Raw genomic sequence first — 19905 nt, forward strand, 5'->3', positions numbered from 1 at the left:
AAGAATTTATTCTTAGGCAAATAGGTAGAGAATAATAAAAGATGGTCGTCTACACGAGTTGTGAGACGACCATTTATTTACATATTTTCTATTTCAGATAATCTGATAAAATAATCTTCCGTAAAATATTTGTTTAATTTAAAAATAATATCTTCATAATAAATTTTAAAAAACCTGAAGAGTTCATCATTACTATATAGTGATTCTAAAAGTTTTTTATAATCATATTCAGGATGTTGTATCACCCATTCAAGAATTTCTTTATTTCTTAGAACAATATCAACTTTTAAAGTTGATAAATCTATATCCGCTGTTGTAAATCTATACATATCCTTATGGGTGTAAATCTGTTTTATCTTTTGGAAGCATAGAACACTATGCAGAACATCCCCTAATAATATTTTATCCATCATTATAAATTTAAAATCCTGAAATAGATTTAATACTTTGGCCTTACATCCTATATACTATTATTTCAAAATTTTATATTACAAATTAAATCCCCAACATCAATAGCCTCTTCTTCTTGTTTTTTTATTTCTAATTTTCCATTCGCAAATGCTTCATCAATCTCTAAAATAGCTAAATCTGTTTCTACTTCAGCTATAATATCTCCTTTATTGATCATTTCATTATCGTTAAAAAACCATTTTTTTAACTTAATCCATTTCATTCCTTCTCCTGTAGATGACATCTTTATTTCTATATGATCCATGTTGTTATTTTTTTGGTTTAACTATGAGTATAAAAGGTTTTACATTAGTTTTTCGGAACTTTATTTAAAAAAGTATAACTATCCGTTCCTGAAAAGTTTTTCAAATGATCTTTATTAAAAATGTAACTTCCTATCCCATCCGGAACCTCTTCATTATAAACCAATAGCTCAGGCAATTCCTCTAACATCTCAATTAAAAAAGGAATTAATAGAGTATTATTATAGCTATAATTAATGCTTACCATTAACCCATAATTGCTAATATTATATAATTGATTAAATGTATTATTGTAATCAGAATAACAACTTATAGAAGTTTCTAAAAATCCCTCAGATCCGTTTTTTTCAATAAGATTTATATCAATAATATCAAACTTAGAATTATATGTTTTAAAAAAATTAAAATTTAATTTTTCAGCGACATTTTCTATTATGTCCGCTATCTTATTTGGATTTAAGTATCCTTTACTAATTAAATGAACTGTATTTGCCATTATTTTAAGGTTTTTATTTGTCTTACATCAGTTATTATAATCCCCCCCCTTTTTTTTAATTCTCTAAAAACAGGATGAGAAATATTAATTCCATCTCCAAACTTCTTAATTGCCAAGACAACTTTTCTACCTTTAATATTTATATATTTCTCATTACTAGGATTTAAATATTTGTCAAATTGCTTTATAAAGTCAGATAGTTTAATGTTTTTAGAAACACTTTCTTTGCACTCAATAATATATTTAGAACTTCCAACATCTATATCTCCAGCAAAATTAAATCGTTTACCGTTTTTAATAATTTCAAATTCATTTCCTAAATCTAATAAATTATCATAAATACTCAGTTCTTTTGCGACTTCTCCTTCCCATAATTTTCCTCCATTAGTACTTCTAAGTGCAGAACTTAGAGATTTCTGAATATCTTTTTCAGTTACATTTGCCCATCTCAATTCCGTTCCTGCTTCGTTGATACATGTCCAATAAAATTTATTTTCAGTCAATCTTGGAATACGCTTCCAAAGAGTATTTAGAATTTCCTCCACTTTTTCAGAACTAGTACTTACCTTTCTTACTTCTTGCAAAACTTTCTGATACGCTTTATCGTAACGGCTTCCCTGAGCAATAATCTCTCCTTTATAAACTAAAGCAAACTTTCTGTTACTACTGATCGCACCTATCACATCAGGATTAATACCTCCTTTTTTCCCAATACTCTCCATAATAGCAGCGGCATCAAGCTCAATAAAGAATGCCCCGTTTTGTATCAATGCATCACATTCCGATGTTTTTGAAATGAAACCTGCGCTTGGGATTACCCATTCTGTTGGAGTAAACATACGAAGATCTTTCCTTTGAAAAACGCCGCAGTTCAAATCCAAAATAGTAAACAGTATAAAAATGAATAATCCGCTCAATTGATTGAGCGGATTATTCCTAGTCTTCACTTGTAATACTTAAATAAATAGGTTTATTTTCTTCCAAACATTCTTCACATATTTTGTATGCTCTAAAAAAAATATTTATCCAATTATCCTGAGGGTTTTTACCCAAAGGAGTAAAATTTATACCTATAATTTTACCCGAAAATTCGATTTTTGTTCTTACATCCGGTTCAGGAATTCTTGTTGATAACAATTCTTTGATTTTATCCTCAAGAATTATTTTTAATTTTTCTGTTTCTTCCTTGTTTAAAGGTTCATCTTTAAAAGGAATTTTTGATAATTTTTCTTTAAACAAATCTAAAGCCAAGCCTTCCGCAAAAGCGAAATTACGCCATGATGCGCCTTTATATTCATCATTTCTTGTCCATTCATCTATTGTTTTATCACTTTTGATAGTGTTATGTATATTAATTCGCATAAATAATTATTTTAAAAAGTTAAGTTCCACATAATTTCTAGTTATTTTCTCATCGTCCAAAATCCTTATTCTAGTAAATCCAAATTTCTTGGCTTGTTTTCCCGCAAATGTTGAAAAAGCAGCCTGTTCTATACTCATACCAGCATCTCTTGCTTTCCAAAACTGATCCAAATTGATGGATTGTCCACCATAATCAGTATAAATATCCGCCTTGATCCAAACGCTTACAGTTCCATCTACTTTCCCATACTTTTTTGCATTTAAAAAATACTTTAAACCGTCCTCATAGACAATCTGCCCTAATGCAGCATATTTATCTGTAACTTCTTTTGGAATATTCAGATCACCATATAACAAATGTTCTCCTTCTTCTATTGGTAAACCTCTTAATCTATATTTATCATCCAAAAGTTTAATGGTACTTTTAATATCAATTTCTTTACCTCTGTATATTAATTTATAAAAAAGCTCATTTCTATTCGGTGATCTTGTAAGCTGCCCAATATTATTACCGAATTCATCAAACAAGTTAAACAACATTTTAACTCCTTTTTCTGGTGCTTTTCCTAAAAGTGAAGCATCTTCTACAGATACAATTCTTCTTCGGTTGACAATGGTTTCTAAATATTCCCCAACTTTCTCTGAGCTATAGCTTACTTTTCTTATATCTTGCAAAACTTTCTGGTAAGCTCTATCATACCGACTTCCTTGGGCAATAATCTCACCTTTATAAACTAAAGCAAATCTTCTGTTGCTGCTTATTGAGCCGATGGCATCAGGATTAACACCTCCTTTTTTTGCAATACTCTCCATAATAGCAGCTGCATCGAGCTCCATAAAGAATGCTCCGTTTTGTATCAAAGCATCACATTCCGATGTTTTTGAAATGAACCCTGCGCTTGGGATTACCCATTCTGTTGGAGTAAACATACGGAGATCTTTCCTTTGATAAACTCCGCTGTTCAAATCCAAAAATACGGAAATTGCACTTGCACGCAACCCCTGTCTCACATTTTCTGCCACATTCACAGATGCTTTCAATAAGCTTAAGCAACTTCTGTAAAAAGCGACAGTAAGCTGCGCTAAACCAACAGCAAGCTGCGGTACTGCTACAGCAGAACCCAATACATTATAAATAAGATCCCATTGCCGCAGAAACTCATCTCCTCCGGGAAGTTTAGCAATTTCCGCCCGGAATGCCTGTATGGTAAGATCCGGTAAGGCTAAACTAAGATCTGCCGCCGCAGCCAATAGCAGATATGGGTTTCCAGATAATGCTAATGTTCCGATTCCAAAAACGACTCCTACCATATCGGCCACAATCCGGATCGTTTCATTAATATCTTCCCACTTTTCTGCATCAGCCAGCGCTTTTACATAAATAGCCGGAACCATCATGACAGTACCCTGCTGTTCCCCTTCTTCATTGGTTTCTGATGTATGCTGCTCAATGAAATAAACCATATCGAGAGGATAAAACTCTGCTCCTTCATCCAGATCTTCTGTTACCTGTTCTGTTGCATTAGGATCCCCTTCTTTGGGTACAATGAAAACTCTCTTTGTTACTTCTTTCTGCTGCTGAAGAAAAAAAGTTTTTTCATCTGATTTTCCAAAACCCAATATATCTCCTGCCAGCCCAAAGACTTCTGTATTGACTTTATACTCATTTCCTATTTTGAAAGTAGGGGCTCCTGCCTTCGGACGACTGTAAGAAAACAGGCAATACTCCATCAGAATGGTAGCAAAAATGATACGGTTGGATTTCATTTCTCCATTAAACTCACTTACCCCATCCAGGTTGAAATAAATCCTGTTGCAGAGTTCAGGACTTTTTTTGAACTTGTCCACTAAAAAAAAACGATCGGAAAATGCTTTTAAGACATTGACTAAAGCAGAACTTCCATCCTTCCATCCGCTGAAAATCCCAGTATCATCTAGTTTTGTCAAGGCAAGAAGATGCCCAAATAACGTTTCATTTTCAAGAGCCATTCCCCGAAGAACAAACTCAGGAGTATTGGTATAAAGGAATTTAAGCTCCTCTGCACTCTTTGCTTTAAGAAAACTTGATTTAAAGATTTCTGTGAAGTAGTTTTTGTACTCGGAATAATTTTCAAAATCATCAAATCCTACATGCATGACCAATCTCCTGAATTCCTCATAAGAAAAGGTTTCCAGTACAATTGCTTTTTTTCTCCTAAGCTCTTCCCGATCAGCATCTCTGTGATAAAAATAAATAAGCTGGCAGGAGATCTTCTCTTGTGCAGCATTAATAACAAATTTGATTTCACACTCTGGTTGTGCCAGATCAACAATCTCAGCATTCTTATTGAGATATGTTTTTAAGTATATAATGTTCTCTTTATAATCCTTAATGTATTTTTCTTCGGCAGTTCCATCATAATCATTGATGTTATAATTCAGCATAAACCGCTAATTAAACTGATTACTGTATTTTAATTTATTACATAACAGCTGTTTTCTTATATAATCATCAGTACGCCATTCTTTACTGATAATTTCTCTAAGCTCAAGTGTTTCCATAATTTTTCTTTTTTGAAAAAGGCAGAGCTTTAAGGCCCTGCCAGTAATTAATAATTCTTAAGAAAGTGCATCTAGGTTCTCTTTGTGTTTTTCCACAAATTCATCCAGATAGGAAGCCAGAAGTTCTGTAAAACCAGCTTTATTGTTTTTCAACAGCCAAAGCATATACTGATAGCTTGGTACTTTTACCAGATCGGTATTCATATTACCTTCGGGTTCTGCAACAGCAAGCTCTATAAGATGATTGTCTCCGTCACGAAGGTAGCTCCACGTATCTTTATAGATTACCCATTCCGGAGAAGGAAGTGAAATATTAATATCTGCTCCTGTTTCCTTGTCTTTCAGTATCTGCTTATATCTGAAACTGATGAACTGTTGTTCAGATTTAGCATCAATATCCAATACACGAATACTTCTTTGAAATTGTGGAAGCTTCGGATGTTCCTGAAGTGGAAGTTCTGCAAGGCTTAATGAAATATTCTCTACATTATTAAGGATTTCTTTAATGTTTTCCGGTATAATTAAATGTTCGTTCATAATTTTTGTTTTTAAAATTTGTATAAATTGATAATATTTAACGATGTTGTTGCATTTCCTCCCATATTGTTGACGGCCATATTCAGGCTGTATTCAACGTCAGGAACAGAAATAATGGCCAGTGATGTAACTCCCCTTGCTGTCATAGAAACAGTCATTGAGGTTCCGTTTTTAACAATAATAACATTGATGGTCTCGTTGGTTCCGGTAGTCCCTGCACTAACGGCTCCCACTACTGTATTATTAAGATAATGAACTCTGTATCCTAAACTGTTTCCCAGTGTTCCTACTGTTTTCAAACGGGTAATTGTCTGATCCAATAATTCTACATTCGATGCATTATTCATCAGTCCTACATATTGTGTTTTTGAGGTCATATTAGCTGCATGCTGATAATTGACAGAAAATTCCAGATAAAAATTTTCTCCGGCATTATTAAGCTTTGAAGATTTAAGTGCGGCTACGATAGTAGGATCATCCGTACTGTAAGCTTTTACAGCAGAGTTACTTTGATAAATAGCTGATCCTCCGCTACCAAATGTGTCGGGATTAGATGCATCATTATAAATCTTTTTGGTCCATGTCAATGCTGATACATCTGCAATCTGTAGATTCTGCACTACTGAAACTGTAAGGGGTGTCACATAATAAGCGACTCCATTCCATAGTCTTATCTTATACTGTCCTATGGGTAAATCCTTAAAGTTGTAATAGAATGTCAGGTCTAATCCATTGGTATATAATTGTACCTGTGAATTAGGAACAGTGGCTAATTTCGTAGAGCCGCTTTCATCCATGATATCTATGGAGAAAAATGTAGGAGGGAGGTTAAGGTTGGCTCCTCTTAAGCTGATCCAGTAGTTTTTATTCTGCTTATCCACAACAGGAGGAGTAATAACAGCAACACTCATAGTATTAGTAGTCCATCCTCCGTTCATTGCTGTTTTCCATGCTGTTTTTTCTGCTTCGGAAAGAGTAGCAGGCAAGCTTAAGAACGGCTGCTTTCCATTTGTTTTACCTACACGTCCTGAAGAGTTCTGAGATAAGAAAGTACTAAAGGTAGCATCATTGGAAACATCATTCAATCCTGTGATCGAATAATAAAGTCCTGAAGTATCTAATGTCCAGTTGGCTCCTAATTTCAGTCCTGCTCCCACAACAGATGTAAGTGATGAATTGGCTATATTTTTTCCCAGATCACCGGCGGGAAGTTTGGCAACACTTCCGTTATCATTCATTCCTATGATTTTAGGATAATCCTGCGCATTTCCATCTGTCAGAGGAATTTCTAATTTTTTAGCTAATTTCTCTTGTGTCTTGATATTATATTGAGCCTGACTTGCCATTCCTTCTGCTACAAGATCCGCATTTGAAATACTGACATGACTATCAGCTAATTCCAGGGGAATGGTTCCATCAACAACGGCATGCGTTTTTAAATCTCCGTTTTCATCAACAGCATAATCTGTGTAAGTGGGAGAACCTAATGCAGCTACCTGATAGATCGCATTCGCTTCTCTTTCTCCAATGGGAGGCAATTCATTGACACGTATAATTTTTCCTATAATTGGCATTTTTTTTAATTTTTAAGGTTAATAATTATGTTATTTCCAGTCTCCCAAAATCACTTTCTGTCCTTCCAGCGATTCTACTCCAAGAAGGTTATTGTTAGGGGCGAAATTGAATCTATCCTCAGTAATTACTTCGGAAGGCACTTCAAAATCATCTGGATTCTCGGTAGTAAATGGTAATGCATGAGCGACTTTCAGTCCGATACTTTCTGCCTGAAGAATATTTAAGGTAGTAGGAAGTCTGGTAATCCATGCTTTTCCATGTTTTTTGCCTTTTGGCTGCTTCAATTCATCTACAATTGATAGATAAAGATCATCACCGATGACAGGAACTTCACCTCCATTCCAGATTTTTCCTGTTGCCAGATAAAATTGTACAGCACCTTCAAAGCCCGGACGCACCGTCACTACCACTCTGGCCATACCACTTTGTAAAAATGCTTTGAAAACAGGATCAGTATTCTCTGCTTTATACATTTCTACCCAGTTCTCTTTATTACCCCAATAGTAAGGATACAAGTGGTAGGATAAATTTTCCCATTCAAATGCCTGTTCCATAAATTTTACAAAAGCAGAGTATTTGTCTAGATTCTTAGAAAGTTTCGTTTCATAATCTGTAAATGAACTTCCTTGTGTTAAACCTGATAAGCCATAGCCATGAATTGAGTTTGAAGCTCTGTCTGCCATATAGGAAATACAGTTTTTTCTGAGAACAGTATTTTCAATCTGTCTGTAAAAATTCGGATTTGAAGCCTTAATTGCAGAAGCTTTATTATTCTCTTCAGATATAGCATTATTATATTCTGCCAAAGCCACTTCATATCCATTGATGATCGCATTAAAAGCTTCCTGTTGCCATTCTCTTTTTGCTTCCTGCGTTAGCTGACATGTTGCAATCAATGAACCTGAAATCCCTTTCATATCCCAAGAAATAAAAGAAACAGTAATTTTATCTTTTATAGAATTTAAAGCCATATCTACTGCAGTTCCGGATTCCTTACCACAAACATATACTGTATGTTTAGGATTCATTCCCTGTCCATCATTCATCGCTCCTGCACCTGCTCTTAAAGAGCCTTTTATATAAATAGCTTCATAATTTTCGGGAATTTTAAAGTCATTATTATGGTACACACCGGTCCATCTTCCTACTCCATATTCATTATCAACTCCAATATTTTTATCAGAAAATGCATTTGAAATATAAATAACAGGATCTAATCTTTTATCTGCAGTAATATTATATTTTCCTACCCAATATTTAAAGATGGTATCATCATCCAATGCCCCAGGGTCTTTCATTGTCATAGTTTGTGACGTTCTAGGATCTTCTGGCTTCACCAATGATTGGGTGTTTTTATTGGAAGATATTCCTAACAAATGGAGCTTTGCGGGTTCGGGTATCATAAATTCGAACATCATACGTTTCCCATAATCATAGATCTGGTTTTTCATCAGCTTATCCACCCATCTGTAAACACCTACGACATGTTTATCTCCTTTCTTGTTATCAAAGCCATGAGAATTGTTTTCTTCAAACTCTTCAATAATTTTCTCAATTCTTTCTTCGTGAACTTTTGAAACAATTCTGTCCATAGCTCTTGATGTAATATCCTGAGCCTGGGTAACTGCTTGTCTGGTACTTTCATCTCTCGAACTGTGGCTGGCGTTTCCCAATCCTAAACTCGTATTGATATTTGCATTTCCTGTTTTGTAGCTCGCATTTACCCCAAACTGAGTATTGCTGTCTGATGCTTCCTGCATCATTTTTGCAATTTCATTCTGCATTTCAAAACGGGTAGCTGTAGTAGTATCAGTAAGCTGCTCTCTTTCAGTATCGGAAGATGTTGTCGTAGTATTTTCACTTCTTCTTAACCTTCTGGTAGATTTCTCACGATATTCTCTAGCCATAATATTCTCAATATGGGCAACTTCTCCTTCAACATAGGCATGAGTTGTCTGCTCCACTTTCAAATAATCTGCAATACCGATTTGTTTGAATCCGAATCCTGATGGAATAAAATTATTTTCATCTTCAGTATCTACAGGTTCTTCTTCATCAACTTCAAGTAAAAAACGATCTGATAAACAAGTTCTTGCCTGTAGTTTACTGACATAAATATTAGCTGTTTTTCCATTAGTAAACATGATTTTTACACTTAAAGAGGCATCCTGTATGGTATTAAAATCTAATCCCGGCATACAAAGATCATTTAGAAAAATGATGTTTCCTGATCTTGATTTCACAAAATAATTACTGTTGAAAGCCGCAGAGCCATTATTAGGGGCTAAAGTATAAGAGAGTGCATTTACCTCCCATGATGAATCCGGAACTGTAAGTGCCGCATCAAATGTAAATCCTGTATAAACATACTTCGGACAGATCTGATAACTGAAAGGAACAGCAATGGTTCTTGCAACTGGAATCAAAACACCTCCTATACTGGTATATGCTTCATTATCTACATTGGTATTTTCAACAATGGTACTGGCGGCTTTTTCAACGGCTTGTTTTAATAGAGAATCAATCTCCAAAAAAGTACTTCTTCCTTCCAAAAGTATTGCAAGATCCGAGGAACTAAGTGCTGCAGACTTCTCTTGATTTGGTTCAGACTGAAAATTATGTCCTAAGATATCAAGCAACGCATCTAAGTTTTCAGGTTTTAATGCTCTTAATAAAGAATCCGGTTCTATTTCGGCTCTGAACTGAAAATTGAACTTTGGTAATACAGGTTCAGGAATACCCGGAATTTGTTGGCAGGGATCTAAAGGATCATATTTTACCTCAGGATTTCTTACCTGACAATAGTTTTGTTTATGGGCAGCCAGTTCTCTTTTATATCCTTCAAGAATTGAAGTAATTTCGCTTTGATGAATTTCTTCTTTTGCTGCATAATCTTTTTGATACTCTGCTTTATATAATCTTTCAATCGTAGAAAGGTTTTTCTTTAAAGCTTCATATCTTTCAAGTTTAATCTTTGCAGCAGAAATAAGTTGCTGACTTTTCATTTCTTCTGTTGGAGAAGTCTCTTTAGGTCCTTCAGAAGCCATTCTTGAAACAGTTTGTAATGTAGAAATACTCTCGTCTTCCATCATCAGTTCTTTGGGCAAAATAACTCTTGCAGCAAGTGCTGCTTTCATTTCTTCTTCATTGGATACAGAAAGAATATGATGAGCCAATAGCTGCTGCATAACAACTTCCTTAACATAAAAATCTTTCTGAGTTACTACCTGATAAATTAAATTATTCCATAAACCAATTAATGGCGGTGCTATTGAAGCTGCCTGTGGATCTGTTAATACTGCTCTTTTAGCAATAACCTCCTCATAGGTACATGTATTTTTATTTTTAGCCAACCAGGTTCCGAATGTATAATAAGCCTTATAAGTCCTTTTAAAACCTTCTAAACTATTCTGGCTGCTTGATTCTATTGAAATACGTTCTGGATTATTTACATAATTGGCTGCACAGGTCTGCAGCAGCTTTTGCTTAGCTTCGGTTCCATTAACAACCGGAACATAAAAAGCATTATTATTTTTAAGATCCTGAGGAATAACAATGAATCTCTTATCTTGCTTGGTATCATCGGAAAGTTCCGGGCTTCTGAGACTTACAAATCTGAAAAGTGTTTGTGATGGTGTATTTTCTACAGGTGCGCCTGTAGTATTATTTTCCATATCGTTCATTTTGTGTAATTTTGTGTAGGTTAAAATAGGTTAAGATTTTGAAGATCCTTTTTAGTAGAATGTCTTCAGGTTTTAGCCTTATTTTTTTAGGTGGTTTCCGGCAAAAGATGTCCACCTGGAATTTTTAAGTCAAGTTTCATATTGTGTTTTTTTCTTGAAGCAAAGATCACCCCCAGAAGCGACAGAACTCGTCGTATAAAAAAAAAATTATTTTTCTACTCTAAACCTTTGGAACAAAAACTATTGGTATTCTCAATATTTTAATACATTTGTTTAAAACATACTTCAGATGAATTTCGAGCAGATCAACTTACACCTTGAGGCTTACAAAGAACACAACCAGATTCTGGATGCTGCCAAGTATCTGATCCATTCTTTTGAGCTGGAACATGAGAACTTTGCGGGATTTGGTTTCAGGGAAGAGCTATCTCCTACTTCGATGCTTCTTACAGCAGAAGGAGATCTGGGAGGACCTCAAACCGTAATGATCCCACGAAATTTGTTTGACTTTGACCTGAACCTTGTTCTGAATATGGTTGCCCACGAAATGCTTCATGTAAGACAGAAAGCGCCCGGGCAGGTTATTGAAGACAAAAATGAAAGAGAATTCCAGGCCTATTATGAAATGCTTTTTCACAAAGTATTTCCTCAAATACCGGAAGTTTCGGATTTTCATAAAAAATTCTTTGGAGGAAAAGCATTGGAATACTACAAAAGAATGGGTGAAGGCTCAGTATTGCAGCAAAAGTATGCAGAACAGAAAACAGAAGTAGAACATCTAATTAACGAATTACCATGACAGTAAAACCAGACATCACCTGGACAGATTTTGAAAAAATAGACATCAGATGCGGAACTATAATCTCAGTGAATGATTTTGAAAAAGCAAGAAATCCATCGTACCAGCTCGAAATAGATTTTGGAGACTTAGGAATCAGAAAATCATCTGCACAAATTACTTCTCTCTACGAAAAAGAAGAGCTTATTGGAAAACAGATTTTAGCCGTAGTAAATTTTCCTAAAAAGCAGATTGCTAATTTCTTCAGTGAATGTCTGGTGTTAGGGCTTTATGGTGAAGACAAAAAAGATGTCACTCTTTTAACGCCATCATTACCCACAAAAAACGGAATGCAGGTAGGATAACCCGCCAATAAAACATAAAAAAACCTTAGGAAGTCTTTCACTAAGGTTTTTTTATTTGATACTATTATTTATTGATGGAGGGTTTTTACCCCAAGATTGGTAACCTGACCAAAGCTTACTGATACATTGGGTGTATTTTCATCCATATATCCAGTGCTGTTTCCGGCATCGTAAGAAACGGTATAACTTCCTTGCGGAAGCCCTGAAAACATGAAAAATCCGTCAGGGTTAGGGATTGCCGTAGAAATCGTATCTGAAGCCATAATGGCGTGAACAACTGCCTGCGCCGCCTGAGGCTGCACATATCCTTTAATCTGCCCGTTGGTAAGTTCAGAGAACGCCCGTATCACCGGTTTTAAAATATATGATCCATTCCCTGTCGTTACAATAGATCTTCCGGCATCAAAATCAATCCACACGGTATATGCTCCGTTTGCTGATAATGTCTGATTCCAGTTGAATTTCAGTCCGCTCTGTTGAGCCGATGGGGTTTGCAGCGGATAAGTTACTCCGTTTACAACCACACTATTATTAGGACCCAGTACCATTCTCATCTGCGAAACATTTCCCTCAGGGAGCGTAGCCTGTCCTAAAACTACATCAGTTCCATTTTTAAAATTAAGAAGATTATAAACTCCCGGATTTGGAAAGTTTAATGCTGTCCATTCTCCATTGCTGTTAATTTCAATTTTTTGAATATCAATATTAACGGCATTATATGCAGCAGGGCCGTCTGTAAGCCTTACATTCACTGTAGCAGAACCTTTTTCATCGGAATCATTACATGATGCCAAGGATAATAAGCAGATACTGCTTCCTATAATGAATAAATTCTTCATAAGCTTAAAATTTATGTATAATAAAAAACGTTTTGGATAATTGATTTATTATGTCATATATTTCGGTTATAAAAAACAAAAAATGATCCAAAATATTCCTTTAGAAAGAATTTTATTTCTTGATATTGAAACGGTTCCACAATCCGCCTCCTGGAACGAGTTATCAGAAACAGAGCAATATCTGTGGGATAAAAAAACAAAATTTCAGAGAAAAGAAGATGTTACGGCTGAACAATTTTATGACAGAGCCGGTATTATGGCCGAGTTTGGAAAAATCATCTGTATTACCATTGGAATGGTTGAAAAGAATGAAACATTAAAAATAAAGAGTTTTTCCGGGCATGATGAAAAGAAAATGCTTCAGGAATTTGGAGAAATCTTCAACAGCCCACGGCTTTATAATGTGATTCTCTGTGCCCACAACGGAAAAGAATTTGATTTTCCCTGGATTGCCAGACGCTATCTCATCAATGGGATGCAGCCACCGGCACCGTTTCAGATGTTTGGGAAAAAGCCCTGGGAAATTCCGCATATAGATACTATGGAACTCTGGAAGTTCGGGGATTATAAAAGTTTTGTCTCCCTGGAATTACTGGCGCATGTTTTTGGTATTCCTACTCCAAAAGATGATATTGACGGCTCAATGGTTTCATCAATTTACTACATAGAAAAAGACTTGCAGAGAATTGTTGACTATTGTGAAAAAGATGTCTTAACTTTGGCAAATATTTTCCGGCGCATGCGTCAGGAAGATTTGTTGAAAAGGAATATCAATCTAGATTAAAAAATGAAATTTACAGACGATCAAATTGCTGACATTGGTGAGGAAATCATTGGTGTATTAAAAACCGTATATGACCCTGAAATTCCGGTAGATATCTACGAATTAGGGCTGATTTACGATGTCCAGATCTCCGATGATGCTGACGTAAAAATTATAATGACACTTACTACTCCCAACTGTCCTGTAGCAGAAACACTTCCTCAGGAAGTAAAAGATAAAGTAGCTGAAGTAGAGCATGTAAAAAGTGTAGATTTAGAGCTTACTTTCGAACCGAGCTGGAATAAGGATATGATGAGCGAAGAAGCGAAGTTTGAGCTGGGAATGCTTTAGAAATTACCTTTAACAATATAAAACCCCGAAGAAGTATTTTCGGGGTTTTTATTTTTAAATATCTTTTGCTATTTCCATTCCTTCTCTCCTGCTCCATTCACTCCATGAACCTACATACAGATCCGGAACCGGAAATCCTGCATAATCCAGGGCTAAAATTGTATGACAGGCTGTAACACCTGATCCACAATGAATAATAAGGTGTTTAGGTTTATCTTTTAAGAATTGGCTGTATTTTTCTTTTAAGATTTCCGGGCTCAGAAAATTTCCGCTTTCATCAAGGTTTTCAGAAAAAGGAATATTGATCGCCCCCGGAATATGCCCCGCGACCAGATCAATCGGCTCAGATTCTCCTTTATACCGGTAGGCATCTCTTACATCAATAACTGTAGAAGAATCGTTTTCCAATTCATTTTCAACTACTTCCAGACTTGAAACCGGAAAACTCCAATGATCTTTTTTAATTAAAGAAGCTTTCTCAAAGATCTCTTCTCCTGAAGCAAATTCCAAACCTGCTTTTTCCGCTGCCTGCATTCCGCCATCAAGGACCTGAACATTTTTAAAGCCAAAAGATCTCAGCATCCACCAGGCACGTGCTGCTGCATTGGAAGCATTTTTGTCATCATAGACAACAAGATGAGAATTTGAAGCAATTCCAAGGTTTGAAAGGGTTTCAGCAAACTTGTCTACCGAAGGAAGCGGATGTCTTCCACCAAAAGCTGCATTCTCTCCTATTTCAGCCAGATCTTTATCCAGATCAATAAACCTTGCTCCTTTAATGTGCTTGTCAAGGTAGTTTTGTTTTACCTCTTTTCCGGTTCTTGCATCAAGAATAATAAGATTTTCACCAGGGATATTTTTGAGTTCGAATGATGAGATGATTGGAGACATGTTTGTTGATTTTGAGTTAATTTAATTACGTTTTGGTTAAAGCCATGTATATTTCAATATAGTAAAGCGGGCTAAAGCCCGCTCCTATTGATAGTTTTCTCGCAGATTCTGCTGATTAAGCAGATCTACTTTTCTATCTGTGGGATCTGCAGAATTTGCGAGAAATTCATTCTTCTTAAAAATGAAAAATATCCTTCGCCTTGTTGTAAGAGCTCTCAAAGTTCAGAAGGTTCAGCTTATGTTCAGCTTTTTCCACACTCATAAAATTGATCACCTGTTCTGTAGGCATATTTCCTACAAGATCATCCTTAGCCATAGGACATCCTCCGATTCCTTTGATCGCACTGTCAAATCTTCGGCAGCCTTGATCGTAAGCCGCTTTTAATTTCGAATAGGAATCTTCATAGCGGTTATGAAAATGACCTCCGAAGTTGATATCCGGATATTTTGAAGGTATTTTTTCAAACAAAAGGGCAATGGTTTCAGGAGTAGCCACTCCGGTAGTATCTGATAATAAGATATCTTTTACTCCGATATCTGAGAATTTTTGTGCCCACTGGTCAACATCTTCCCATTTCCACATTTCACCGTACGGATTTCCAAAAGCCATAGAGAAATAGATATTAAGCTGTTTCCCTTCACTTTTTACCAGTTCAAGCATTTTAATGATTTCATTAAAAGCTTCCTCCTGGCTTTTATTGGTATTTCTGTGCTGGAACGTTTCAGAAATAGAGAACGGAAAGCCCAGAATATCTACAGACTCATGTTTCAATGCTTTTTCGGCACCTCTGTAATTACCTATAATGGCAGAAACTTTAGTCTTTGAGCGTGATTTGTCAATATTTTTTGCCACCTCATCAGAGTCAGCCATCTGCGGAATCGCTTTAGGAGAAACAAAACTCAGACAATCCAATACATCAAAACCAACATCCATCAAGGAGTTGATATAATCTATTTTTTTATCGGTAGGGATAAATTCTCCCCATCCCTGCATAGCATCTCTAGGACATTCGGTAAGAAACATTTTTACTTTTTGATTTTCTCAAATATAATAAAACTAAACTACTTGGTATACTGTACATACAAAGCTAACACTATTTTGATTTTCAAAGATTTATATCTGATTCATAATTTCAATAACTGATATTAAATCGCAAATAATGTATTCTCAGCACCAAATTTGCTAACTTTGTTAAAATTTATGATATCTGATGAGTACAATAGAATTCAACCCTTTGTGGAAAGAAAAATTACTGAACCGTTTTCTTAACTATGTAAAAATATATTCTACCAGTGATGCAGAAAGTGAAACAACACCTTCTACTGAACGTCAGTGGGATATTGCCAACTATATTACAGAAGAACTTAAGACCATCGGCCTGGAAGATGTTTCTATAGACAGCAACGGCTATATCATGGGATATGTTCCTTCTAATCTGGAAAATGATGACAGACCTACCATAGGGTTTATTTCCCATTATGATACTTCACCGGACTTCAGCGGAGAAAATGTAAGGCCCCAGGTATGGGAAAACTATGATGGAAATGATCTTCTTTTGAACCAGACAACAGGATTCACATTGTCTCCATCAAGATTTGAAAGCTTGAAAAAATATGTTGGTCAGACATTAATTACTACTGACGGAAATACGCTTCTTGGTGCTGATGATAAAGCCGGCTGTGCAGAGATTGTAACAGCAGCTGAATATCTTATCGCGCATCCGGAAATCAAACATGGAAGAATTGCTATAGGATTTACTCCGGATGAAGAGATTGGAAGAGGAGCGCATAAATTTGATGTCGCTAAATTTGGTGCAGAATGGGCTTATACAATGGATGGCGGAGAAGTTGGAGAACTTGAATATGAGAACTTTAACGCTGCCGGAGCTGTGGTGAAAATCCACGGATTAAGTGTTCACCCAGGTTATGCTTACGGAAAAATGATCAATGCAGCTCTTTTAGCTGCTGAATTTGCTCAAATGCTTCCTGCGAACGAAACACCTGCAACGACAAAAGGTTTTGACGGATTCTACCATTTGATGGATATTACAGCTGATATTTCTGAAGCTAAACTTCAATATATCATCCGTGATCATGATGCAGATAAATTTGAAGCCAGAAAGAAATTCATGGAAGAAAAAGTAGCTGAGTTCAACCAAAAACATGGGGAAGGAACTGCAGAAGTAGAGATTAAAGAGCAGTACAGAAACATGAAGCAGCAGTTTGAAGGTAAAATGCATATTGTAGACCTTGCTGCAAAAGCAATGACTGAAGCAGGTATTGAGCCTAAAATCAAGGCAATCAGAGGAGGTACAGACGGCGCACAGCTTTCCTATATGGGACTTCCCTGCCCGAATATCTTCGCGGGAGGAATCAACTTCCACGGACCATATGAGTATGTAGCTTTGGAAAGCATGGAAAAAGCAACTGAAGTCATTATTAACATTGTAAAAGCATAACAAATCATGAAAAAGGTCTTAGCATCAGCATTCATTTTCACTTTTATTTTCAGCAGTGCCCAGATTTCTGAATTTCAGAGGGCAGACTCACGCTATGAAAGAAAGAAAACGGCTCTGTATAATAAATATCCTAAGCCTAATGATTTAAGAACCAAGAAAGAATGGCTTTTGACAGAGGATAAAATAACAGCCTACAAGACTGCTTTGGATAAAGCTTCTCTTGAGGATCAGAAAATGATCTCGGCAGACCCTCCTGTAAAAACAAAAGTAAGTAAGGACGCAGAATATGATAAAGGTAAGGCCGCTTTTCAAAAGCTTTTATATGAAGCTGTAGATCTTGACTTTTTGAACTTTTCTTCGGAAACCTACAAAGCAACAATAAGTTTTGTTGTAGATTCCAAAGGGAACGCCCTCAATCCCAATGTAAAAGGAAATAATGAAGATGTAAACGCATTCATCGAAGCCGCTTTTTACCGGATTAAAGATAAAGGCAAGTGGAAACCGGCAGAAGACAAAGGGAAACCCGTCTCTTCAAATGTTTCTGTTCCCTTAACAATGTCCTTTAAAAAATAATATACAGAACCCGCTATGATGATAGCGGGTTTTTATTTTTCATATAATAAAAACATAATTAAAGATCATTATGTTGTTGATATTAATTTAACACAATTCTTTTGTAAGTTTTAAATAATTCACCTAATTTTGATTAAAACTTAAAATCACTTTATATGAAAATGAAATCCAACCCTTTCAAAATCAACAGAAATTTTTGTTTTTCTTTCCTTGTATCTATTTTCTGTTTGTTTATTTTAACGTCTTGTTCTCAGGATGATCCTGCCGATCTGCCTGCTGAAAAACCTGCAGAGTCTGCCCAAATGAAAACGTTGGGAAATCTGACTTTACAGAAGAATGTTATTATTCTGAATGATGAATCAGTGAATGCAATTTCTGCTCATAATAACGGAGAAATTACATTTAGCCGTACAACTCCACAAACAGATAGCATTTCCGTAGGAACTGTTATTGTCGGGACTAAGATAGAAGGTGATCAGGTGAATACCATTCTTTCAAAAGTAAATTCTGTTTCAAAACTGAATAACCAATTCACAGTACAGACTTCCAGTGCAAAGCTTGAAGAATTTATCTACAGCGGAACCTTGAGTGGCGTATTTGATCCATCTGGCAAAGCTCCTGTCAATATTGATGGAAAAATGGTTAATTACGTTCCAGTAGAAGGAATGGTTTCAGAACAAATCAATCAGAGAATACTTTCTATTGAAGCTAAAAACCTTCAAAATCAGAAATTAATTACATTCAACCGTTATAATTTTAATAAAACCTTTTCGTTTCCTTTGACTTCAGCAGGAACATCCAGTGTTAACGTACAAGGAGGTTTTACCCCAAAAATTGATTATAATATCACCTTCTCATGGGGACATTTATCCAACTTCTATGTTAACCTCATCATGGATGATATTAAACTTAAAAGCTCTGTCAGTATCACAGGAAGTCTGGGCTACACAGCAAGTACAACAGACTACCTGAATATTCCTATTGTTCCTATCGTTTTAGGACCTACAGGATTGATCTTAAGCCCTACTCTTTCTGCAGGTCCTTTCCTGGGAGTACAGGCTACAGGAAAAATCCAGGCACAGCTTTTGGATCTTGAAGGGAATGCTAACTTTTTAGTAAGCAAAAATCCAGAGATTAACATTAATCTCCAAAAGAAATCAGAACCAGCCATCACTGTTGCAGAGGGGAATTTATCTGCCGAAGGAGGTTTAGAAGCAAAAGGAGCTGTAGGACTAATGTTCCTTACCATTCCTATTGCTAATTCAGGTGTAAAAGGAAGAGCTTCTGCCCTTTCATCTTTGGGATTAACACTTGTTCCTCAAAGAAAAGGTGTGATTTCTGTGAAAGGTAAAATTCAGGCTGATATGTTCTATGGTTTTGGAATTGCTCCTTTACGATATGAAGGAACTATTCCTCTTTTCAAAAAAGAACGTATGCTGTATCAGAAGGAGTTCAGTTTTTAAGATATCTTTACTAATCAACATAAGAAAGCCACTTTTACAGTGGCTTTTCTTTATTAATGTTCCACATGAAATTCATTTACAACACATTAAGTCAATTTTATTATATTTACAATCAACTACAATTGTAAACAATAACATTAAAACCAATTATCATGAAAACAATGAAAAAACTTTTGAGAAAAGATTTATCTGCCATTCTGGGCAGCGGAGGAAATGAGTGCCATATGGGCGGAGATTCCTATAACTGTCAGAGTGACTGTGAGTGTGCATGGGGAAAAGCCTGTGAAATGTATGAAGACGGAACACCGGGGCAATGCATCGCTGTTGGCGGTGGTGGAAATCCTGGTGGTGGAGGCACTGGCGGATGCATTCCTCCTTCTATTTGTGAAGAACAGCCTTATTAAATAAAAAAACCGGAAGTAGTATTACTTCCGGTTTTATATTATTATCATTTATATTCAAAATGATACCTCTTCTGTGGAATTTTGTCATTTATCTATGCAAAAATCTCAAAAA

20 protein-coding genes are annotated in these 19905 nt (G+C 35.8%); 8 read left to right on the forward strand and 12 right to left on the reverse strand.

Translation table 11 applies throughout. The features are described 5' to 3' along the window. Positions 1 to 77: 77 nt before the first annotated feature. The 9 genes from AC59HC_RS00790 to AC59HC_RS00830 form a co-directional block, all read right to left on the reverse strand. Positions 78 to 413 carry a hypothetical protein gene (locus AC59HC_RS00790; RefSeq protein ID WP_496557825.1) on the reverse strand — a complete coding sequence of 112 codons (336 nt, stop codon included), beginning with the start codon at positions 411 to 413 and terminating at the stop codon, positions 78 to 80. Positions 414 to 475: 62 nt separating this feature from the next. After that, a complete protein-coding gene (locus AC59HC_RS00795; protein WP_496557826.1) occupies positions 476 to 715 on the reverse strand; it encodes a lipoyl domain-containing protein in 240 nt (79 codons plus the stop codon). 44 nt (positions 716 to 759) lie between these two features. Next, positions 760 to 1209 carry a hypothetical protein gene (locus AC59HC_RS00800; protein WP_433626539.1) on the reverse strand — a complete coding sequence of 150 codons (450 nt, stop codon included), beginning with the start codon at positions 1207 to 1209 and terminating at the stop codon, positions 760 to 762. Beyond that, positions 1209 to 2048: a hypothetical protein gene (locus AC59HC_RS00805; RefSeq protein ID WP_496557827.1), complete on the reverse strand. Its 840-nt coding sequence runs from the start codon at positions 2046 to 2048 to the stop codon at positions 1209 to 1211. The genes AC59HC_RS00800 and AC59HC_RS00805 overlap by 1 nt, the downstream gene beginning before the upstream one ends. A 97-nt stretch (positions 2049 to 2145) precedes the next feature. After that, positions 2146 to 2571 carry a hypothetical protein gene (locus tag AC59HC_RS00810; protein ID WP_110009053.1) on the reverse strand — a complete coding sequence of 142 codons (426 nt, stop codon included), beginning with the start codon at positions 2569 to 2571 and terminating at the stop codon, positions 2146 to 2148. 6 nt (positions 2572 to 2577) lie between these two features. Further along, on the reverse strand, positions 2578 to 4995 hold the full coding sequence (locus AC59HC_RS00815; protein WP_496557828.1) for a hypothetical protein: 2418 nt from the start codon (positions 4993 to 4995) through the stop codon (positions 2578 to 2580). 174 nt (positions 4996 to 5169) lie between these two features. Then, positions 5170 to 5649 carry a hypothetical protein gene (locus AC59HC_RS00820; RefSeq protein ID WP_496557829.1) on the reverse strand — a complete coding sequence of 160 codons (480 nt, stop codon included), beginning with the start codon at positions 5647 to 5649 and terminating at the stop codon, positions 5170 to 5172. Positions 5650 to 5660: 11 nt separating this feature from the next. Then, entirely contained in the window at positions 5661 to 7223 is a 1563-nt protein-coding gene (locus AC59HC_RS00825; protein ID WP_343640920.1) for a hypothetical protein, read from the reverse strand. 30 nt (positions 7224 to 7253) lie between these two features. Next, positions 7254 to 10907: a hypothetical protein gene (locus tag AC59HC_RS00830; protein ID WP_238349671.1), complete on the reverse strand. Its 3654-nt coding sequence runs from the start codon at positions 10905 to 10907 to the stop codon at positions 7254 to 7256. Positions 10908 to 11196: 289 nt separating this feature from the next. Here AC59HC_RS00830 and AC59HC_RS00835 point away from each other — a divergent pair, with 289 nt between their 5' ends. Next, on the forward strand, positions 11197 to 11706 hold the full coding sequence (locus AC59HC_RS00835; RefSeq protein WP_277693701.1) for a hypothetical protein: 510 nt from the start codon (positions 11197 to 11199) through the stop codon (positions 11704 to 11706). Continuing rightward, complete coding sequence (locus AC59HC_RS00840) at positions 11703 to 12050, forward strand: tRNA-binding protein (RefSeq protein ID WP_137904507.1); 348 nt, start codon at positions 11703 to 11705, stop codon at positions 12048 to 12050. Before AC59HC_RS00835 ends, AC59HC_RS00840 begins: the two co-directional genes overlap by 4 nt. Before the next feature lie 68 nt (positions 12051 to 12118). Here the strand turns inward: AC59HC_RS00840 and AC59HC_RS00845 are convergent, their stop codons facing one another. Then, entirely contained in the window at positions 12119 to 12889 is a 771-nt protein-coding gene (locus AC59HC_RS00845) for a DUF4382 domain-containing protein (protein ID WP_202842018.1), read from the reverse strand. 82 nt (positions 12890 to 12971) lie between these two features. Between AC59HC_RS00845 and AC59HC_RS00850 the strand changes: the two genes are divergently transcribed. Then, positions 12972 to 13673 carry a 3'-5' exonuclease gene (locus AC59HC_RS00850; protein WP_110009046.1) on the forward strand — a complete coding sequence of 234 codons (702 nt, stop codon included), beginning with the start codon at positions 12972 to 12974 and terminating at the stop codon, positions 13671 to 13673. 3 nt (positions 13674 to 13676) lie between these two features. Further along, positions 13677 to 14003 (forward strand): SUF system Fe-S cluster assembly protein, encoded by a 327-nt coding sequence (locus AC59HC_RS00855; RefSeq protein WP_047376050.1) that lies wholly within the window; start codon positions 13677 to 13679, stop codon positions 14001 to 14003. 54 nt (positions 14004 to 14057) lie between these two features. On the opposite strand, the gene AC59HC_RS00860 is transcribed toward AC59HC_RS00855, so the two are convergent. Both AC59HC_RS00860 and AC59HC_RS00865 read right to left on the reverse strand, forming a co-directional pair. Beyond that, positions 14058 to 14894: a sulfurtransferase gene (locus AC59HC_RS00860; RefSeq protein ID WP_496557830.1), complete on the reverse strand. Its 837-nt coding sequence runs from the start codon at positions 14892 to 14894 to the stop codon at positions 14058 to 14060. A gap of 175 nt (positions 14895 to 15069) precedes the next feature. Then, positions 15070 to 15918 carry a hydroxymethylglutaryl-CoA lyase gene (locus tag AC59HC_RS00865; protein WP_227941256.1) on the reverse strand — a complete coding sequence of 283 codons (849 nt, stop codon included), beginning with the start codon at positions 15916 to 15918 and terminating at the stop codon, positions 15070 to 15072. A gap of 187 nt (positions 15919 to 16105) precedes the next feature. Between AC59HC_RS00865 and pepT the strand changes: the two genes are divergently transcribed. From pepT to AC59HC_RS00885, 4 genes are all read left to right on the forward strand, one after another. Then, on the forward strand, positions 16106 to 17353 hold the full coding sequence (gene pepT / locus AC59HC_RS00870) for a peptidase T (RefSeq protein ID WP_496557831.1): 1248 nt from the start codon (positions 16106 to 16108) through the stop codon (positions 17351 to 17353). Positions 17354 to 17359: 6 nt separating this feature from the next. Then, positions 17360 to 17926: an energy transducer TonB gene (locus tag AC59HC_RS00875; protein WP_202842026.1), complete on the forward strand. Its 567-nt coding sequence runs from the start codon at positions 17360 to 17362 to the stop codon at positions 17924 to 17926. Between the two features lie 155 nt (positions 17927 to 18081). Continuing rightward, on the forward strand, positions 18082 to 19389 hold the full coding sequence (locus tag AC59HC_RS00880; protein ID WP_496557832.1) for a hypothetical protein: 1308 nt from the start codon (positions 18082 to 18084) through the stop codon (positions 19387 to 19389). A 152-nt stretch (positions 19390 to 19541) separates the two neighbouring features. Beyond that, a complete protein-coding gene (locus tag AC59HC_RS00885; RefSeq protein ID WP_041461961.1) occupies positions 19542 to 19793 on the forward strand; it encodes a hypothetical protein in 252 nt (83 codons plus the stop codon). The last annotated feature ends 112 nt before the right edge of the window (positions 19794 to 19905 follow it).

The sequence above is a fragment of the Chryseobacterium sp. DZ-32 genome (assembly GCF_059587025.1).

What these genes read in the sequence shown, in the direction of transcription:
- AC59HC_RS00790 (WP_496557825.1), bottom strand. Translation starts at nt 413, where the DNA reads ATGATGGATAAAATATTATTAGGGGATGTTCTGCATAGTGTTCTATGC.
- AC59HC_RS00795 (WP_496557826.1), bottom strand. Translation starts at nt 715, where the DNA reads ATGGATCATATAGAAATAAAGATGTCATCTACAGGAGAAGGAATGAAA.
- AC59HC_RS00800 (WP_433626539.1), bottom strand. Translation starts at nt 1,209, where the DNA reads ATGGCAAATACAGTTCATTTAATTAGTAAAGGATACTTAAATCCAAAT.
- AC59HC_RS00805 (WP_496557827.1), bottom strand. Translation starts at nt 2,048, where the DNA reads ATGTTTACTCCAACAGAATGGGTAATCCCAAGCGCAGGTTTCATTTCA.
- AC59HC_RS00810 (WP_110009053.1), bottom strand. Translation starts at nt 2,571, where the DNA reads ATGCGAATTAATATACATAACACTATCAAAAGTGATAAAACAATAGAT.
- AC59HC_RS00815 (WP_496557828.1), bottom strand. Translation starts at nt 4,995, where the DNA reads ATGCTGAATTATAACATCAATGATTATGATGGAACTGCCGAAGAAAAA.
- AC59HC_RS00820 (WP_496557829.1), bottom strand. Translation starts at nt 5,649, where the DNA reads ATGAACGAACATTTAATTATACCGGAAAACATTAAAGAAATCCTTAAT.
- AC59HC_RS00825 (WP_343640920.1), bottom strand. Translation starts at nt 7,223, where the DNA reads ATGCCAATTATAGGAAAAATTATACGTGTCAATGAATTGCCTCCCATT.
- AC59HC_RS00830 (WP_238349671.1), bottom strand. Translation starts at nt 10,907, where the DNA reads ATGAACGATATGGAAAATAATACTACAGGCGCACCTGTAGAAAATACA.
- AC59HC_RS00835 (WP_277693701.1), top strand. Translation starts at nt 11,197, where the DNA reads ATGAATTTCGAGCAGATCAACTTACACCTTGAGGCTTACAAAGAACAC.
- AC59HC_RS00840 (WP_137904507.1), top strand. Translation starts at nt 11,703, where the DNA reads ATGACAGTAAAACCAGACATCACCTGGACAGATTTTGAAAAAATAGAC.
- AC59HC_RS00845 (WP_202842018.1), bottom strand. Translation starts at nt 12,889, where the DNA reads ATGAAGAATTTATTCATTATAGGAAGCAGTATCTGCTTATTATCCTTG.
- AC59HC_RS00850 (WP_110009046.1), top strand. Translation starts at nt 12,972, where the DNA reads ATGATCCAAAATATTCCTTTAGAAAGAATTTTATTTCTTGATATTGAA.
- AC59HC_RS00855 (WP_047376050.1), top strand. Translation starts at nt 13,677, where the DNA reads ATGAAATTTACAGACGATCAAATTGCTGACATTGGTGAGGAAATCATT.
- AC59HC_RS00860 (WP_496557830.1), bottom strand. Translation starts at nt 14,894, where the DNA reads ATGTCTCCAATCATCTCATCATTCGAACTCAAAAATATCCCTGGTGAA.
- AC59HC_RS00865 (WP_227941256.1), bottom strand. Translation starts at nt 15,918, where the DNA reads ATGTTTCTTACCGAATGTCCTAGAGATGCTATGCAGGGATGGGGAGAA.
- pepT (WP_496557831.1), top strand. Translation starts at nt 16,106, where the DNA reads ATGAGTACAATAGAATTCAACCCTTTGTGGAAAGAAAAATTACTGAAC.
- AC59HC_RS00875 (WP_202842026.1), top strand. Translation starts at nt 17,360, where the DNA reads ATGAAAAAGGTCTTAGCATCAGCATTCATTTTCACTTTTATTTTCAGC.
- AC59HC_RS00880 (WP_496557832.1), top strand. Translation starts at nt 18,082, where the DNA reads ATGAAAATGAAATCCAACCCTTTCAAAATCAACAGAAATTTTTGTTTT.
- AC59HC_RS00885 (WP_041461961.1), top strand. Translation starts at nt 19,542, where the DNA reads ATGAAAACAATGAAAAAACTTTTGAGAAAAGATTTATCTGCCATTCTG.